The following is a 16,861-nucleotide window of genomic DNA, read 5'->3' on the forward strand; positions in this document are numbered from 1 at the left end:
TTTTATTGGTTTTTCAAATCGTATATTGATTTTACAACAATCATATTATCTTGTATATAAGCAACCTCAGGTACATTTGATTTAGTTTCATCATAATCTGGTGAACGAGCAATTACATTAGCAATTCTTATTTGCACAGGATTCAATTCAAGTGCAAAGACTATTGCATTACTGTTACCATTTAACCCAGCATGTGCTACTCCTCTAAGTGCTCCTAAAACAAACACATTATTAATAGCCATAATCTGAGCACCTGGATTTACATCTCCTATTACAATTAAATCACCATTTGATTCAACTACTTGACCTGATCTAACAGTTCCTTTAAAAATTTTAAAATTGTCATTATTTTGACTTACATTAATTTCATCTTTATAGTTTAATAAAGTTTGAAAATTTAATTCATTCCATAAAAAAATAGCTTCATGCATTCCCCCAAAAGTTTTCATTATTTCTATTAATTGAAATAATTCACTTGAAGTCAATCTACGACCAATAAATTGAATAGGAACTTCATTTCCTGAAAAAAGATTTTTAGCAGATATTACTTTATTCTTTAATTCTTCACATAAAATATTGAAATCAGTAACAGGATTTAAAACTATTGCTATTCCTTTATTAAACCCTTTCATAATTATAGCATCATTCAAACTTTTTTCCCCCTTAATAATGCCATTATTCAACTAATTTATTATTAGTCTGTTTCAATCCGAAATAAGTATCAATTATATCTCGTGCAACATATGCTGCATAAGAACCATGTCCACCATTTTCAATTACTATTGCAAAGGCAATTTGTGGATTATCGTATGGAGCAAATCCAACAAACCATCCATGTGCATTTGATGAAAGATTATATTGTGATGTTCCAGTTTTACCAGCAACAATAAATGGGACACCTAGAAAAGCAGCTCTTGCAGTTCCACCTTCTTCACTTGTAACACTTTTTAGTCCTTCAAAAACTGCATTCTTAGTAGATGCACTCATTTTTATTCTTGAAACAATTTTTTTGTTTGCTTTATAAACTGTTTTACCTTCTGAATTAATTATTTCTTTTACAAGATTTACTTGGTATCTTGTACCACCATTTGCTACAGTTGCGATGAAACTGGCCATTTGTATAGGTGTAAATGAATTAATTGATTGTCCAATAGCCGCTAATACTGTATCCCCAGGATACCAAGGTTGATTAAAAATCTTTCTCTTATTTTGGTCATTTGCAATTATTCCAGAACTTTCATTATCTAATTGTACATTAGTTTTTTCTCCTAACCCAAATAGCCTTGCATATTTTTCAATTCTATTTATACCTAATCTTCTTCCAGTTTCATAGAAGAATACATTACATGATACCTTTAATGCATCAGAAACATTTACCCAACCATGTGTTTGACGATATCTATTCCATAGCCAACACGCAGGTGTAAAACCTGAAGAAGCATAATACATATATCTTCCTGTATCAAGAATCTTTTCATCAGGTTTTATTACACCTTCTTGAAGTCCTGCAATAGCTGATAATATCTTAAAAGTAGAACCGGGAGGATAGGCTCCTGCAATCGCTCTATTGAACATAGGCCTATCTTTATTATTTATCAAGCTATCCCAGTCATCTTTTTTTATCCCTTTGATAAATAAATTAGAGTCATATGAAGGATAACTGGCAAGTGCTAAAACATCTCCACTTTTTATATCTAAAACAACTGCTGCTCCAGAAGTAGCTTTTGAAAAAGTTTCTCCATATTTCCCACTTCTAATATTTTTTATAACATTTTCGAGAGAATTATATGTAGCCTTTTGAAGTTCTTCATCTATTGTAAGATAAACATTTGAACCTTTAACTGGATAGATAGATTTCAACGAATTATTAACAATACCATTTTTTTCTACTTCAATATATTGAACCCCATCTTTACCTTTTAAATATTGTTCAAAAGTTTTTTCAATACCTTCTATTCCAATAATGCTATCATTAGAATACCCTTTATCCTTTAATGATTCATATTGTTCTTGTGAAATCTTTCCAATACGACCAATAATATGAGCATTTGCTAATGCATCTTTATAAACTCTTATTGGTATAATATCAATATTTATAAAAGGAAACTTAGATTTATTTTCTTCTAATTGTGCTACAGTTTTTTGGGAAACATCAATAGAAATAGTAACAGGTTGATAAAGTTGAAAATATTCATAAAATATTTTATCTTCAATTGAAACTAATTGATATTCTAAATTTTTATCTATATTATTCGATATATAGAATCTATTTTTTAGTATTTCATACGCTTCACTAGCTGTTGCTTTCTCGTCAATTAATCTATCTTTTTTCCATTGTTTTTCTACTCTTTTGCTTAAATTTTTGTCTGATATACCAAAATCAAATTTAGTAGGATTTAAATCTATTTTAAAACTATTAAAAATCTTTTCATTGTTTCGATTAAGTATTTTTATTACTTCAATTAGTCTTTTTGTAAAATCCTTTCTATATGATTCTTTGTTTAGTTCTGTTGTTTTGACAATCTGAACAACATATGCTGGTCTATTATCAGCCAATACAGTTCCATATCTATCATATATTCCCCCTCTTGGTGCTTCAACCGAAATCTTTTGCATTATCTTTTTCTCGGATGCTTCTAAATAATAATCACCTTTAATAATTTGCAAGAAGAATAATCTAGTAATTAGAACAATATTGGCAAAAATAAGTAATATAATAATAAAATGGTTCCTTGTAAACCTTTTTTCTTTTAAGATATTTAAAGAAATAAATTTCATTCTTCTTTAAGATTTCTCCCCTTTTTAATCCTATTTAAATAAATACTTTCTTTTTTAAAAAGTGAAAATAAAAAAACACTTGTAACTGAATCAATAATTGATCTTATTAAAAAAGTTTCGAATAATTGTTTGATATCTATCCCTTTCGCTAACATAATATAAAAAATACTATATAATGATACAATTAATAAATTAACAATAAATACTGATATTACTGAAACCTCGATTCTTTCAATATATAATTTTTTCTTTAGCTGTTCAATTGCATAAGAGATTACAATTGCAATTATTATATACACTCCAAAGTCGTTTGTATAGACAGAGCAAAATATAAATATTGACAAAATATTTACAATTATTGAATCTATATAATCAAATAATAAGATATTCGAAATTATAAATGGAATAATAAAAATTACTGAATTCCCTTTTATATTTACTAAAGGTTGTAAAAAAGACTGCAAGAATATAATTAATAAAAAATTTAATAAATATAGCAATAATTTATTTTTAAGCACTTATTTCACACCCACAGAAAAACTAATGTTTTTTATCTTTTTTATTATAAATACATATTCAATATTGTTATAATCAACAGCAGGTTTAATAGTTATATCTTTTGTTAAGTCTTTTTCATCGTTCTTAACTGAGAGAACTTCACCAATAAGGATACCTTTTGGAAAAATATCCCCCATACCTGATGTCATTACAATATCATGTAAACTGACATCTGAATCTTTGGAAATATAAAATAATTTGCATAATCCTTTTTTTATCATGTCTTCTCTACCTTTAATTACACCAATATCTCTTGTTCTTGTAACTATTGCAGAGGCAGCAAAATTTGAGTCAAGCACAGTTTGAATTTTTGCCCAGTTATAACCTACTTCTACAATATATCCAACTAATCCCTGATTATTAACAACAACCATATTAGGTTTTATACCATAGTTGCTTCCTTTATCTGCAATTAATGTATTAAACCAAGAATCAGGAGATCTAAGGACTATACGTGCAGTAATCAACTCGGCATTATTCTTTTGTGACTCTTGCAAACCTAATAGTTGTTTCAATTTTTCATTCTCAAATTTTATTTCATCAATTGTTTCTTTGTCAGTTTTTAATTTTTGAAGTTGTGATTTCAACTTTATATTTTCATTTTTAATATCTTTTAAATGTATTATATCATAAATATACTGATTAATATTATTTGAAATTTTATACAATATCGAATTTGAAGGTACAAAAAGATTTCTAATTACTTTTGAGAAATTCAATGACTTTGTTGTTTTAATAGAATATATAGTGGCATTTATGCTAAAAATAAAAATTAATATTATAATTATAGCAATTAGCCTTTTTTTCAAATTATTTCACTCCTAAGTTATTTTCTCCTCCCACTAATTACCACTTTTTTTAATGTCTCAATTTCTTCCAGCACTTTACCAGCCCCAAGAGCAACGCAATCAAGAGGACTTTGAGCGATATTAACTGGAAGACCAGTTTCTTGTTTTATTAGCTTGTCAAGTCCTTTTAGTAATGCTCCCCCACCAGTTAACATAATTCCTCTTATCATAATATCAGATGCCAATTCTGGAGGTGTCTTTTCAAGTGTTTGCTTGATAGAATCAACAATAGCCATAACTGGTTCTTTCAATGCTTCCCTAATTTCTGAGGATGAAATCTTAACAGTTTTTGGTAGTCCTGTTATTAAATCTCTGCCCTTAATTTCAAACCATTCTTCACTATTTAAAGGATAAGCTGAACCAATATTTATTTTTATCTCTTCAGCAGTCCTATCACCAATCATTAAGTTATATTCTTTTTTTATATAAGAAGCAATTGCTTCATCAAATTCATCTCCAGCTATCCTAAGTGATTTACTAGTTACAATTCCACCAAGTGAAATTACTGCTACTTCACTTGTTCCTCCACCTATATCAACAACCATACTACCAGATGGCTCTTCAATTGGTAAACCAGCTCCAATTGCTGCTGCCATAGGTTCTTCCATAAGATATACCTCTTTGGCACCAGCTTTATAAGCTGATTCTTCAACTGCTCTCCTTTCAACTTCAGTCACACCAGAAGGAACACATATTACTATTCTAGGATAAAGTCCAAACATAGTTTTTTTATATGCTTTTTCAATAAAATATTTTAACATTATTTGTGTAGTATAAAAATCAGCAATGACACCATCTTTTAATGGTCTTATAGCTACAATATTACCTGGTGTTCTTCCAATCATTTCTTTTGCTTCATTACCAACAGCTAAAATATTACCTGTATCCTTTTGAACTGCAACTACAGATGGTTCGTTTACAACAATTCCTTTCCCTCTTAAATGAACTAATGTATTTGCAGTACCTAAATCTATTCCTAAATCTCTATAAAATGAATTAAAAATTCCCATTTTTATTCTCCTTTCTAAAAATTATAACAATTTTATATTAAAAACATTTAATAATTTATTAAGCTTATATAATGGTAAGCCAACTACATTGAAATAGCAACCATTTATTGACTTAACAATTAAGCTACCATATCCTTGAATTGCATAAGCACCTGCTTTATCTAAAGGCTCACCAGTCTCAATATATTTTATTATCTCTTCATCAGATAGATGAGAAATATATACCTTTGTAGCTTCAAAATCTTCTATAATCTTATCCTTTTCAGTATCATAAAGGCACATACCAGTATATACAATGTGTTCTTTACCACTAATCATTTTTAACATTTCAAATGCTTCATTTTTATCTTTAGGTTTACCAAGAATTTTATTATCTATATAAACAATAGTATCTGCCCCAATAATAATAACATCATTAAAATTGATTTTTTTCGAAACGTCTAGTACCTTCTCTTTTGCTAATTTTTTAACGACCATATCAGGTGATAGGCTTTCATCAAATACCTCATCTATATCTGATGGTATTACTTCAAACTTTATTTTAAATTGCTTTAACAATGATATTCTTCTTGGTGACGCAGAAGCTAAAACTAATTTTTTCATTTATTTGTATATTAATTCCCCTTTCAAAATATTTTTTTTCTAAAATAATAGCATATCCGATATTTTATTATATCATTTAAAATGTTCAAAAAAAATAATTATTAATCATTTTCTACATAAAAAAAGCTGATGCTACAAAGAATATAACATCAGCTTTTTTAAAATTAATATAAATCCCTCTTTACATAATGTGTATGAAGAATATGGTGAGCTTTTTCACTATTTGGACTACCAAGATAGTCTTCATATATTTTTTTAACAGCTGGGTTTTCATGAGATTTTCTTATCTTTAATGATCTATCCTCATCATATATAGCCTTAGCTCTTTCTTTAGCTACATTAATCTTTTCTTTAATCTTAGAATGAACAATTGGCTGACCTCCACCTGTTATACAACCACCTGGACATGCCATTATTTCAATAAACTCATATTGCTTTTCACCGTTTTTGACCATCTCTAATAGTTTTTTTGCATTTGCAAGTCCATGTGCAACAGCAGCTCTAATCTTTTTATCACCAAGATCAATCTCTGCTTCTCTTATTCCTTCCAATCCTCTAACAGCAGAAATCTCAACATTATCAAGAGATTTTCCCGTTACAACTTCATATACAGTTCTTAATGCTGCTTCCATAACACCACCAGTTGTGCCGAAAATAACACCAGCACCTGAGGCTTCACCCATTGGATCATCAAAATTGCTATCCTCTAGGTTAACAAAATCTATACCAGCCTCTTTTATCATTCTTGCTAACTCTCTTGTAGTTAAAACAGCATCAACATCGTTATAACCAGAAGCTTTTAGCTCATCTCTTTGAGCTTCGTATTTTTTAGCTGTACATGGCATTACTGATACCACATATATCTTTGCAGGATCAATACCCATTTTTTCAGCATAGTATGTTTTTAAAATAGCTCCAAACATTTCATGTGGTGATTTACATGTAGATAGATTATCTAAAAATTCTGGGAAATAATGTTCACAGAATTTAACCCATCCAGGTGAACATGATGTTATTAATGGAAGTTTACCACCATTCTTTAATCTTGATAAAAGTTCTGTTCCTTCTTCCATAATTGTTAAATCTGCCCCAGTATCTGTGTCAAATACCTTGTCAAATCCAAGCTTTTTCAAAGCTGTTACCATTTTACCTGTTACTCTTGTACCAATTGGCAATCCGAATTCTTCGCCTAAAGCAACTCTAATAGATGGAGCTGTTTGTACAATAACATATTTATCTTTATCAGCCAATGCTTCCCAAACATAATCTGTTGAATCTTTTTCTCTTAATGCTCCAACAGGACATGCTTGAATACATTGACCGCACATAGTACAAGCAACATCATTTAAGCTCTTGTCAAATGCTGTTGAAATTATTGTTTTGAAACCTCTATAGTTTGCATTAATAACTCCAACTTCTTGTACATTTCTACATACATTGATACATCTTTTACATAGTACACACTTATTCTGATCTCTTACTATTGAAGGTGACATTTCATCAAGAGGCCTTTTAATATTTTCTCCATCAAATCTAATATTCTTTACATTAAGTTCTTCAGAAAGCTTTTGTAATTCACAGTTGCCACTTCTTACGCATGTAAGACAACTTCTATCATGATTTGAAAGAATAAGTTCAAGATTTACCTTTCTTGCTTTTCTAACCCTTTCAGAATTTGTAGTAATTTCTATTCCTTCTGATACAGGGTAAACGCATGCAGCTTGAAGGCTTCTTGCTCCTTTAACTTCAACAACACACATTCTACAAGCACCAATTTCATTTATACCTTTTAAATAACATAGTGTTGGTATCTCAATTCCTGCTTCTCTTGCTGCTTGTAAAATTGTGTAATCCTTTGGCACTTGATATTTCTTACCATCTATTGTTATGTTAACCATTTCCATTGGATTTACCTCCTTTTAGGCCTTTTTTGAAATTGCTTTAAATGGACATTTTTCTATACATACACCACATTTAACACATTTATCTTGATCTATTTCATATGGTTTTTTAATTTGTCCTGTAATAGCATTTGCTGGACAATTTTTAGCACATATTCCGCAACCTTTACAAAGCTCTTTATCTATTTCTATCCTTAATAATGCTTTACAAGCACCAGCAGGACATCTCTTTTCATTAACATGAGCTTCATATTCATGTTTAAAGTATTTAAGAGTACTTAATACTGGGTTAGGAGCAGTTTGCCCGAGTCCGCATAAAGCTGTATCTTTTATTGAATATGCAAGTTCTTCAAGTTTTTTGATATCTTCCATTGTACCTTTTCCGCTAGTAATTTTATTTAATATTTCTAACATTCTACGTGTACCAATTCTGCATGGAGGACATTTACCACATGATTCATCAACAGTGAATTCTAAGAAGAACTTTGCAATATCAACCATACATGTATCTTCATCCATAACAATCATACCACCAGAACCCATCATTGTTCCGATAGCTGTCAGTGAATCAAAATCAACTGGTGTATCCATTAATGATGCAGGTATACATCCACCTGATGGACCACCTGTTTGAACAGCTTTAAACTTTTTACCACCAGGAATACCTCCACCAATATCATCAACAATTTCTCTTACAGTTGTACCCATTGGAACCTCAATAAGTCCTGTGTTGTTAACCTTTCCAACTAATGCAAATACTTTTGTACCTTTACTCTTTTCAGTACCAATACTTGCAAACCATTCCGGACCTTTTAATATAATTACTGGAACATTTGCATATGTTTCAACGTTATTAAGTAGTGTTGGTTTTTGCCATAAACCTTTTATAGCTGGGAATGGTGGCCTTGGTCTTGGTTCACCTCTATGGCCTTCAATTGATGTCATAAGAGCAGTTTCTTCGCCGCAAACAAAAGCACCTGCACCAAGTCTTATTTCCAAATCAAATTCAAAATCAGTACCAAAAATATTTTTTCCTAATAATCCATATTCTTTTGCTTGTTTTATAGCAACCTCTAATCTTTGAACAGCTAATGGATATTCAGCTCTAACATAAACATATCCTTGTTTAGCTCCAATTGCATATCCTGCAATTGCCATTGCTTCAATAACTGAATGTGGATCACCTTCAAGAACACTTCTATCCATGTAAGCACCAGGATCTCCTTCATCAGCATTACATGCAACATACTTAATATCACCCGGAGCTTTTGCTGCAAACTCCCATTTAAGACCTGTTGGAAATCCACCGCCACCTCTACCACGAAGTCCTGAACGTTTTATATAATCAATAACTTGCTCTGGTGTCATTTCGGTTAACACTTTTGCTAATGCTTTATATCCATCATAAGCTATATATTCTTCTATATTTTCTGGATTTATTACACCACAATTCCTAAGAGCAATTCTAAATTGTTTTTGATAAAATTTAACTTCATTTAATGATTTAATCTTTTCTTCTTCAATTGCTTCCTTATATAATAATCTTTTTACTATTCTTCCTTTTAATAAATGTTCTTCAACTATCTCTTTTGCGTCTTTTTCTTCTACCTTTGAATAAAAAGCTCCTTCTGGATATACTATTACAATTGGACCTTCAGCACAAAGTCCAAAACATCCTGTTCTTATAACTTGTATTTCATTATTTAATCCATTCTTTTCAATTTCACTAATTAAAGAATCATATATTTTATCTGACCCACCTGAAGTACATCCAGTCCCACCGCAAACAAGAACGTGTGATCTATAGATTGGCATTAATATAACCTCCTTTATTGATTTTCTTCTACACCTATTGTGTATTCATTAACTGGTTTCCCATTAACTATGTGTTCAGCAACAACCCTTGCTGCCTTTTCTGGTGTCATTTTTACATAAGTAACTTTTTCTTTATTAGGTTCGTATACTTCAACAATAGGTTCTAATTTGCACATTCCAATACATCCAGTTTGAACAACAGTTACATTTTGTAAATTTCTCTTTTGAACCTCTTCAACAAATTTAAGCATAACTGGTCTTGCACCAGCTGCTATACCACAAGTAGCCATACCAACAACAATCCTTATACCTTCACCATTTTGTTTTCTAAATTCAAGGTCTTCTAAAGCCTTTTTTCTAATCTCTTCTAATTCTTGTAAGGATTTAATCATAATTTTCTTACACCTCCGTATAAATTTGCTAAACCTTCATTTATTTCTTTTTTAATAAATTCAATAACTATCGGAATATTTAAAGGTACTTGCTCACCTAATACTTTTTTTAAATCAATTGTTGAAAAACTAAAGTTTTTGTCATTATAATAATGCTTATAAATTAAATCAATATTGTTATTTGAAACCAAAATTGTAATAATAGTATCTGTTATATTTCCAATTGGTGGCCTATCTATATGAGAATACTTCATCCAAATACTAACACATGTATGTCCTTTTTCTGATTCAATTTTAATATCTCCACCACAATCATTTGCTACCTGTTTTATTAATGGTAAACCTAAGCCAACTCTTCGTGTTTTCCTTGAAGTATAAAAAGGATCTAAAACATGCTTTATTTTATCTTTAGGAATACCACATCCGTTATCTATTATATTTATCTTTAATATATCACTGACTGTATCTTCATAAATTTCAATTTCTATAATGCTTGCACCAGCAGAAATAGAATTTTCAACAATATCAAGAATATTTAATGATAATTCATTCATAATTAATATTTTGCTAAAATACCATCAAGATCTTCAGGTACTAACTTCCCATAGACAGTATTATCAATAACAAGAACTGGTGCAAGACCGCAAGCACCCAAGCATCTTGTAGCTTCAATTGAGAATTTTCCATCCGGAGTTGTTTCACCAACGTCAATTTTAAGCTTTTCTTTTAATCTATCTAATAGTTTATCTGCACCTTTAACATAACATGCTGTACCCATACAAATACTGATTTTATGGTCTCCTGTTGGTTTTAAAGTAAATCTTGTATAAAAGGTGGCAACACCATATACTTCGGCCATTGGTATATTTAATCCTAATGCTATTCTTTTTTGAACTTCATAAGGTAAATAACCAAAAAGCTCTTGTGCTTCATGTAGAACAGGGATCAGTGCTCCCTTTCTATTTTTATTTTTTTCAATTATTTCGTCTAATTTTTTAAAATTTTCTTCTGTTAGGTTTTTTCCTTGGCAACAGCTCATCCTTTATTCCCCTTTCTATATTGTTATAAAATTAACATTCATGATTAAAAGACATCGTTATTATTGTAACATAGTTTAAAGAGTAAATAAATATTTTTTTAACAAAATAGTTTAAAAAAATATTGTATACAGTATACTACTGTCAATAAAATTAACCCTCTCATTTATTTCCCATAACCTATGTGCATCAGAAGACTTAAAAATCAATGAATCTTTTTTAATAAAATTCTTAACGTCTATTTCTTGGTTATGAGATATTTCAAAAATATTATTTAATAGAATATATTCTGGAATCGAACCTAACCTTCCTATTAATCCATAAGATTCTCGATTTATATGAGCTGGAATAAAAAGCATATCAAAAAAATTTGAAATATTAAATAACTCATCAATTGAAACATCTAATGGCTGTAAAAGTAAATCATTATACTCGTACAAGATATTATCTTGTTCATCAACAATGAATTGATTACCATATATTTCTTTATGATTAGGAATTTTTTTTAGTTTACTATCTAATAAATCTTGAAACTCGTTAATTATTGATATATCCTTAAAATATAATAGAACATGTATCTCCTCTTGAGTCTCTATTTCAACACCTGGAATGAAAATAATATCCATCTTTTTTGCAGTATTTATAAAGCTATCTAAATTTATTGTGGAGTTATGATCTGTTATAGAAATAACATCAAGACCTTTAATTTTGCACATATTTATTACATTATTAGGTGTCATATCATCATCAGCACAAGGTGATAAACATGAATGTATGTGTAGATCATAGCTAAGCTGCATCTTACAAATCCTCATTCTTTATCAATAATTTAATTGCCTGAAAATGATCTAAATTAGTAGTATAAATAGGAATATTTTCTTGTATTGATTTTGTTAGAAGATTATTATCAGGTTTTATCCCTGATGTAATGAGAATTACTTTTACTTCTCTTAATACAGCAACTGCACAAACATTAATATTATTTTGCATTGTTAGCCACAGGCTGTCTTCTTTTAATTGAGAAATAGCAAGCGATAAGACATCACCTATGTAGATATTTCTAAAAGATAAATCAGTTTCAATTCCATTTTCTAACTCAAAATATTTTTTTAAATTAGATATTGAAATCATTCTTTCTCCTCACTTTCTAAAGATGGAGGTAATTTATTAGATAATTCAAGCATTTTATTTGCTAATTGTTTTATACTCTCTCTTAAAATAAATATACAATCAGTATCATTTGCTTGTCCTCTTACAATATCTTCAGCTAAAGATTTACATGTTGGTGAACCACATGCTCCACAATCAAGCCCTGGTAGTATTTTAACTATTTCATTTGCTTTTTCATATTTTTTCATTGCTTCTACAATATCTGAATCAAGCTCCAACACTGGATTTGAGAAAATTTTCTTTTCAAATAAATAATTATTATAATTTATATTATTATAATATATATTAGAAGATTTTTCCTTTTTATACTTAGAGGATAATGCTTTTATTCTATTTTTGGCAACAAAAGAATTTTCTACAGTTAATGGTCCACCTACACATCCACCAATACATGCAAGCCCTTCAAAATATTTAATATCTTCCATTTTTCCATTTTCAATCTCTTCTAATACCTTCAAAACATTATGTATTCCATCTACATTAACATATTCATCAATACCTAAAGCTAAACTTTCACCGCCTGAAGCTGCCCATAATATACCTGTTGGATTTGCATCTGATATTTTATTTTCAATACTTTCGCTTTTTTTCATAAGATTTCGCATTTTAAGGTAAATATCTTTAATTGCAATAACTCCATCAACATAAGATTTGTTAAATCCTATTGGATTCTTTATATATGTCATCTTTGCAGCACAAGGTGAAATAAAAAATACACCAATATCATTTATCTTTATATTTTTAGTTTGTGATATATACTCTTTTGAAATCCTAGCAGCTAATTCCATTGGTGAAGATAATGGTAAAATATTTTCAATTAAATTAGGAAATTTAATTTGTATTAATCTTACAACAGCAGGACAAGCTGAAGAAATTATTGGCATTTTAATATGATTACTTTTAATTATTTCTCTTGTCCAAAGCGATACAATTTCTGCTGCGATGGCAACTTCGAAAACATAATCAAAACCAAGGCTATATAATGAATGAATAATTTTATTTATATCCTTTTCTTTAAATTGAGAATATATAGTGGGTGCTGGTAAGGCTATCTTAAACTTAAATTTATTTATCTCATCTAAACTATTTGTTATAGCAACTTTGGCATGGTAAGGGCAAACCTTAATACATTCACCACAATCAATACATCTTTCTTCAATAATTTGTGCCTTACCATTTCTTACTCTAATAGCTTCGGTCGGACATCTTTTTATACAATTGGTGCACCCCATACATTTCTCTTTATCTAATGTTATTGAGTGAAAATAGTTGTTTGACATTTAAGTCACTTCCTATTCTAAGAAAAAATTTATTCATTTAAAACAATCATCTTTACAATAGTGTGATCAGATGATGTTATGTTAAAGTAATCAGAATATTTCTTCATATTGGGAAGTCCCATACCAGCACCAAATCCTAAGTTCCTTATATCTTCTGGCGCTGTTGAATATCCTTCTGTCATAGCAAGTTCTAAATCTAAAATTCCTGGTCCATAGTCTCGGGCAGTTATTTCTACCTGTTCCTTTGATATCTTAGCAATTATTTTTCCACCAACAGAATGTATTACAATATTCATCTCTGCTTCATAAGTAATTATTGCTACTTTTTTTATTATTTCTGGATTGAATCCTAATTTTTTTAATGTGTCTTTTATTTTACTTGAAGCTTCACCAGCACTAAAAAAGTCACCTGCTTTAACGTCATATTCTAAAACTAGCTCCATTATGTATCATTCCTCTCTACCTAACCCATTAAAATATAGAATTCCACATGCTTTAAATAACGGATAGTCAGTACTAAGTATAGCTATATCTTTTTCACGGGCTAATTTAATCATATCAAATGTGGGTTCTTTGCCTCTAACAATAACAATTGCTCTTATATCCATTACTTCAGCCGTTCGAACAACTTGTGGATTAATCAATCCTGTTAATAATATTACTTTTTCCTTCACAAAAGCTAAAACATCGCTCATTAAATCACTGCCACATGCATTTAAGAATTCTTCATTAAGCAAATGTTCATTTTCATAAAAGGTTTTACAATTAAGTAATCTCTTAATTTCATATAATTTCATATAAAAACCTCCAAATTAATTATTCAACTCATTAAAAGCATTGTTAACAATTTGTTCAATATATTCAAAGTCCAAATAAGTTTCACTTTTTTCTTTTTCAATATAAAGTAAATATTCAATATTGCCTTCTGGACCTTTTATAGGTGAGTGTGTTAGTCCTTTTGTAGAAAAACCTAAATCCAAATAATGAGATACAATTTCATTGATTATTCTTACATGAATTTTTTTATCCCTAACTACACCTTTTTTACCTACTTCTTCTTTGCCAGCTTCAAATTGAGGTTTTATTAATAAAATAGCTATTCCGTTTTCTTTTAAAAATTCATTAATCTTTTGTGAAATTAACTTAAGTGAAATAAAAGATACATCGCAGACAATCAAGTCAATTTCATCATTTATTTCTTCCCTTTGAAGATACCTAATATTTTTTCTTTCTATGCATACAATATTTGGCATATTCCTTAGTTTCCAAGAAAATTGACCATAGCCAACATCAATTGCATATACTTTTTTAATGCCATTTAGAACTAAACAATCTGTAAAACCACCAGTAGAAGCACCAATATCCATTGCTATTAAACCTTTTACATCAATATTAAAAAAACTAATAGCTTTTTCTAACTTATATCCACCACGGCTAACATACTTTAATCCTTCCTTAATGATTATTTCAGCATCTTCATCAACTTTCTCTCCAGGTTTATCTATTCGTTGTCCATTTACGTATACATTCCCAGATAAAATTAATGCTTTTGCCCTTTCTCTTGAGTCAATCAAACCTTTCTCAAATATTAAAGTATCGATCCTTTTTTTCAATTTTGATTCATCTCCAAAATAATTCTTTTTAAATTATCATAATCTAAATTTATTAATCTATATATTTCTTCAACATTGCCATGTGGCTGGAAATTATCTGGTATTGCAACATGTTTAATTGGTTTGTAAATCCCTTTTTCAATACACATCGATTTTATTCTATCTCCAATACCACCAATAATGCTATTATCTTCAACAATTAATATTTTTTCATATTTTTTTATTAAATCAAAAATAGCCTCATCAATAGGTTTTAAAAATCTAATATTTACTAATGTCCAATCTAAATTTTCATTTTTGATAATATTATATAATATTGAGACATGTTTTCCTAATGAAATAATTAGTCCATTGCAGCCATAATTAATTATTTCGCACTTGCCAAACTCAATTTTACTACAAATACCAATCTTATTACTATATCCTCTTGGATATCGTATTGCTAAAGGACCATTTTTATAATTATTTGCAAAATGTAACATGTATTTAAATTCATCAGTATCTTTTGGTGCAATTATAGTCATATTTGGGATTAATGATAAATATGATATATCAAAACTGCCATGATGCGTCTCACCATCTTCACCTACAATACCAGCCCTATCTATGCAGAATGTAACATTTAAATTTTGTATACAAACATCGTGAATTATTTGGTCAAAAGATCTTTGTAAAAAGGTTGAATATATTGCAACAAAAGGTTTCATCCCTTCTTTTGCCAAAGCAGCAGCAAAGGTTACTGCATGCTCTTCAGCTATACCAACATCAAAAAATCGTTGTGGATGGATATGTGCAAACTTGTCTAATCCAGTTCCTTCAGGCATAGCAGCAGTTATTGCTACTATTTTATCGTTTTCTTTAGCTAAATCAATTAATGTATTTCCTAAAACTGTTGAATAAGTTTTATGATTAGTTTGGTTATAATGATTACCTGTTTCAATATCAAATGGAGGGACACCATGGTATTTTTCTGGATACATCTCAGCATGTTGATATCCTTTTCCTTTTTGTGTAACTACATGAATAAGAACAGGTTTTTCGATTTCTTTCACTATTTCAAATATTTCAATAAGTTTCGAAATATTATGTCCATCAATAGGTCCATAATATTCAAAACCCATTGCCTCAAAAAAAGTACCTGGTAAGAATAAATATCTAATACCACCCTTTATTTTATGAAATAAGTCTGCTAAGCTCTTTCCAGCGAATGGAATTCTTAACAAAACATTATCTGTTAATTTTTTAATTTTGAAATATCTTCTTCTTGTTCTTATTAAATTTAAATACCTCGAAATAGCTCCAACATTTTTAGATATTGACATTTGATTATCATTAAGAATAATAATTAATTTCCCATCGTATCTGCCAGCATTGTTCAAGCCCTCATATGCTAATCCACCTGTTAAAGCTCCATCTCCAATAACTGCAATTACATTATAATCCTTATTTTGCAAATCTCGAGCTATTGAAAAGCCTAATGCAACTGAAATAGAAGTAGAACTATGTCCAGTATCAAAATGGTCATATACACTTTCCTTGCTTTTAGGAAATCCACTTAATCCTCCAAATTTTCTAAGCGTATTAAACTTATCTTTTCTACCTGTTAAAATTTTGTAAATATATGACTGATGTCCAACATCCCAAACAATTTTATCTTTAGGTGGATTAAAAACATATAAAAGTGCAAGTGTAAGTTCAACTACACCAAGGTTTGCAGCTAAATGTCCTCCAGTTACTGAAACATTTTTTATTATGAAATCTCTTATATCATCTGATAATTTATTTAGATCATTTGTGCTTAAATTTTTTAGTTGTTGTGGATTATCTATTTTATCTAACAAACTCAACTGTATCCC

Annotated in this window: 18 protein-coding genes; all 18 read right to left on the reverse strand. The window is 29.4% G+C overall.

Going from position 1 to position 16,861, the window contains the following annotated elements:
• Positions 1-2 precede the first annotated feature (2 nt).
• The 18 genes from minC to dxs all read right to left on the reverse strand — a co-directional run bounded on the left by minC (position 3) and on the right by dxs (position 16,852).
• Entirely contained in the window at positions 3-650 is a 648-nt protein-coding gene (minC, locus tag ACAG39_02485; protein ID MEZ0536100.1) for a septum site-determining protein MinC, read from the reverse strand.
• Positions 651-675: 25 nt separating this feature from the next.
• On the reverse strand, positions 676-2,778 hold the full coding sequence (gene mrdA, locus ACAG39_02490; GenBank protein ID MEZ0536101.1) for a penicillin-binding protein 2: 2,103 nt from the start codon (positions 2,776-2,778) through the stop codon (positions 676-678).
• Positions 2,775-3,296 (reverse strand): hypothetical protein, encoded by a 522-nt coding sequence (locus tag ACAG39_02495; protein ID MEZ0536102.1) that lies wholly within the window; start codon positions 3,294-3,296, stop codon positions 2,775-2,777. The genes mrdA and ACAG39_02495 overlap by 4 nt, the downstream gene beginning before the upstream one ends.
• Positions 3,297-4,145 carry a rod shape-determining protein MreC gene (gene mreC, locus ACAG39_02500; protein ID MEZ0536103.1) on the reverse strand — a complete coding sequence of 283 codons (849 nt, stop codon included), beginning with the start codon at positions 4,143-4,145 and terminating at the stop codon, positions 3,297-3,299.
• A 17-nt stretch (positions 4,146-4,162) separates the two neighbouring features.
• A complete protein-coding gene (locus ACAG39_02505) occupies positions 4,163-5,194 on the reverse strand; it encodes a rod shape-determining protein (GenBank protein ID MEZ0536104.1) in 1,032 nt (343 codons plus the stop codon).
• 21 nt (positions 5,195-5,215) lie between these two features.
• Positions 5,216-5,797: a nucleoside triphosphate pyrophosphatase gene (locus tag ACAG39_02510; GenBank protein ID MEZ0536105.1), complete on the reverse strand. Its 582-nt coding sequence runs from the start codon at positions 5,795-5,797 to the stop codon at positions 5,216-5,218.
• A gap of 164 nt (positions 5,798-5,961) precedes the next feature.
• The gene (locus ACAG39_02515) at positions 5,962-7,701 is read right to left on the reverse strand and encodes an NADH-dependent [FeFe] hydrogenase, group A6 (protein ID MEZ0536106.1); all 1,740 of its coding nucleotides are present in this window, start codon (positions 7,699-7,701) and stop codon (positions 5,962-5,964) included.
• A gap of 15 nt (positions 7,702-7,716) precedes the next feature.
• A complete protein-coding gene (gene nuoF, locus ACAG39_02520; protein MEZ0536107.1) occupies positions 7,717-9,513 on the reverse strand; it encodes an NADH-quinone oxidoreductase subunit NuoF in 1,797 nt (598 codons plus the stop codon).
• Positions 9,514-9,527: 14 nt separating this feature from the next.
• Positions 9,528-9,905 carry a ferredoxin gene (locus tag ACAG39_02525; GenBank protein MEZ0536108.1) on the reverse strand — a complete coding sequence of 126 codons (378 nt, stop codon included), beginning with the start codon at positions 9,903-9,905 and terminating at the stop codon, positions 9,528-9,530.
• On the reverse strand, positions 9,902-10,459 hold the full coding sequence (locus tag ACAG39_02530) for an ATP-binding protein (protein MEZ0536109.1): 558 nt from the start codon (positions 10,457-10,459) through the stop codon (positions 9,902-9,904). Before ACAG39_02530 ends, ACAG39_02525 begins: the two co-directional genes overlap by 4 nt.
• A 2-nt stretch (positions 10,460-10,461) precedes the next feature.
• The gene (nuoE, locus tag ACAG39_02535; protein MEZ0536110.1) at positions 10,462-10,944 is read right to left on the reverse strand and encodes an NADH-quinone oxidoreductase subunit NuoE; all 483 of its coding nucleotides are present in this window, start codon (positions 10,942-10,944) and stop codon (positions 10,462-10,464) included.
• A 111-nt stretch (positions 10,945-11,055) separates the two neighbouring features.
• Positions 11,056-11,742, reverse strand: a complete 687-nt coding sequence (locus ACAG39_02540; GenBank protein MEZ0536111.1) for a PHP domain-containing protein — start codon at positions 11,740-11,742, stop codon at positions 11,056-11,058.
• Between the two features lies 1 nt (position 11,743).
• Complete coding sequence (locus tag ACAG39_02545) at positions 11,744-12,073, reverse strand: DRTGG domain-containing protein (GenBank protein ID MEZ0536112.1); 330 nt, start codon at positions 12,071-12,073, stop codon at positions 11,744-11,746.
• Entirely contained in the window at positions 12,070-13,392 is a 1,323-nt protein-coding gene (locus ACAG39_02550; GenBank protein ID MEZ0536113.1) for a [Fe-Fe] hydrogenase large subunit C-terminal domain-containing protein, read from the reverse strand. The genes ACAG39_02545 and ACAG39_02550 overlap by 4 nt, the downstream gene beginning before the upstream one ends.
• Positions 13,393-13,421: 29 nt before the next feature.
• Positions 13,422-13,835, reverse strand: coding sequence for an ATP-binding protein (locus ACAG39_02555; protein ID MEZ0536114.1), 414 nt, complete (start codon positions 13,833-13,835; stop codon positions 13,422-13,424).
• Positions 13,836-13,841: 6 nt separating this feature from the next.
• Positions 13,842-14,189, reverse strand: coding sequence for a hypothetical protein (locus ACAG39_02560; GenBank protein ID MEZ0536115.1), 348 nt, complete (start codon positions 14,187-14,189; stop codon positions 13,842-13,844).
• 15 nt (positions 14,190-14,204) lie between these two features.
• Complete coding sequence (locus ACAG39_02565; protein ID MEZ0536116.1) at positions 14,205-15,005, reverse strand: TlyA family RNA methyltransferase; 801 nt, start codon at positions 15,003-15,005, stop codon at positions 14,205-14,207.
• Positions 15,002-16,852 (reverse strand): 1-deoxy-D-xylulose-5-phosphate synthase, encoded by a 1,851-nt coding sequence (gene dxs / locus ACAG39_02570; protein MEZ0536117.1) that lies wholly within the window; start codon positions 16,850-16,852, stop codon positions 15,002-15,004. Before dxs ends, ACAG39_02565 begins: the two co-directional genes overlap by 4 nt.
• Positions 16,853-16,861 lie beyond the last annotated feature (9 nt).

The sequence above is a fragment of the Caldicellulosiruptoraceae bacterium PP1 genome (assembly GCA_041320695.1).
In the GTDB taxonomy this organism is placed as follows: domain Bacteria; phylum Bacillota; class Thermoanaerobacteria; order Caldicellulosiruptorales; family Caldicellulosiruptoraceae; genus JBGGOQ01.

Coding starts and splice junctions, on each gene's coding strand:
- ACAG39_02510 (MEZ0536105.1), bottom strand. CDS start 5,797: ATGAAAAAATTAGTTTTAGCTTCTGCGTCACCAAGAAGAATATCATTG.
- ACAG39_02515 (MEZ0536106.1), bottom strand. CDS start 7,701: ATGGAAATGGTTAACATAACAATAGATGGTAAGAAATATCAAGTGCCA.
- ACAG39_02530 (MEZ0536109.1), bottom strand. CDS start 10,459: ATGAATGAATTATCATTAAATATTCTTGATATTGTTGAAAATTCTATT.
- ACAG39_02555 (MEZ0536114.1), bottom strand. CDS start 13,835: ATGGAGCTAGTTTTAGAATATGACGTTAAAGCAGGTGACTTTTTTAGT.
- ACAG39_02540 (MEZ0536111.1), bottom strand. CDS start 11,742: ATGCAGCTTAGCTATGATCTACACATACATTCATGTTTATCACCTTGT.
- ACAG39_02560 (MEZ0536115.1), bottom strand. CDS start 14,189: ATGAAATTATATGAAATTAAGAGATTACTTAATTGTAAAACCTTTTAT.
- nuoE (MEZ0536110.1), bottom strand. CDS start 10,944: ATGAGCTGTTGCCAAGGAAAAAACCTAACAGAAGAAAATTTTAAAAAA.
- nuoF (MEZ0536107.1), bottom strand. CDS start 9,513: ATGCCAATCTATAGATCACACGTTCTTGTTTGCGGTGGGACTGGATGT.
- mrdA (MEZ0536101.1), bottom strand. CDS start 2,778: ATGAAATTTATTTCTTTAAATATCTTAAAAGAAAAAAGGTTTACAAGG.
- ACAG39_02550 (MEZ0536113.1), bottom strand. CDS start 13,392: ATGTCAAACAACTATTTTCACTCAATAACATTAGATAAAGAGAAATGT.
- ACAG39_02525 (MEZ0536108.1), bottom strand. CDS start 9,905: ATGATTAAATCCTTACAAGAATTAGAAGAGATTAGAAAAAAGGCTTTA.
- ACAG39_02505 (MEZ0536104.1), bottom strand. CDS start 5,194: ATGGGAATTTTTAATTCATTTTATAGAGATTTAGGAATAGATTTAGGT.
- ACAG39_02545 (MEZ0536112.1), bottom strand. CDS start 12,073: ATGATTTCAATATCTAATTTAAAAAAATATTTTGAGTTAGAAAATGGA.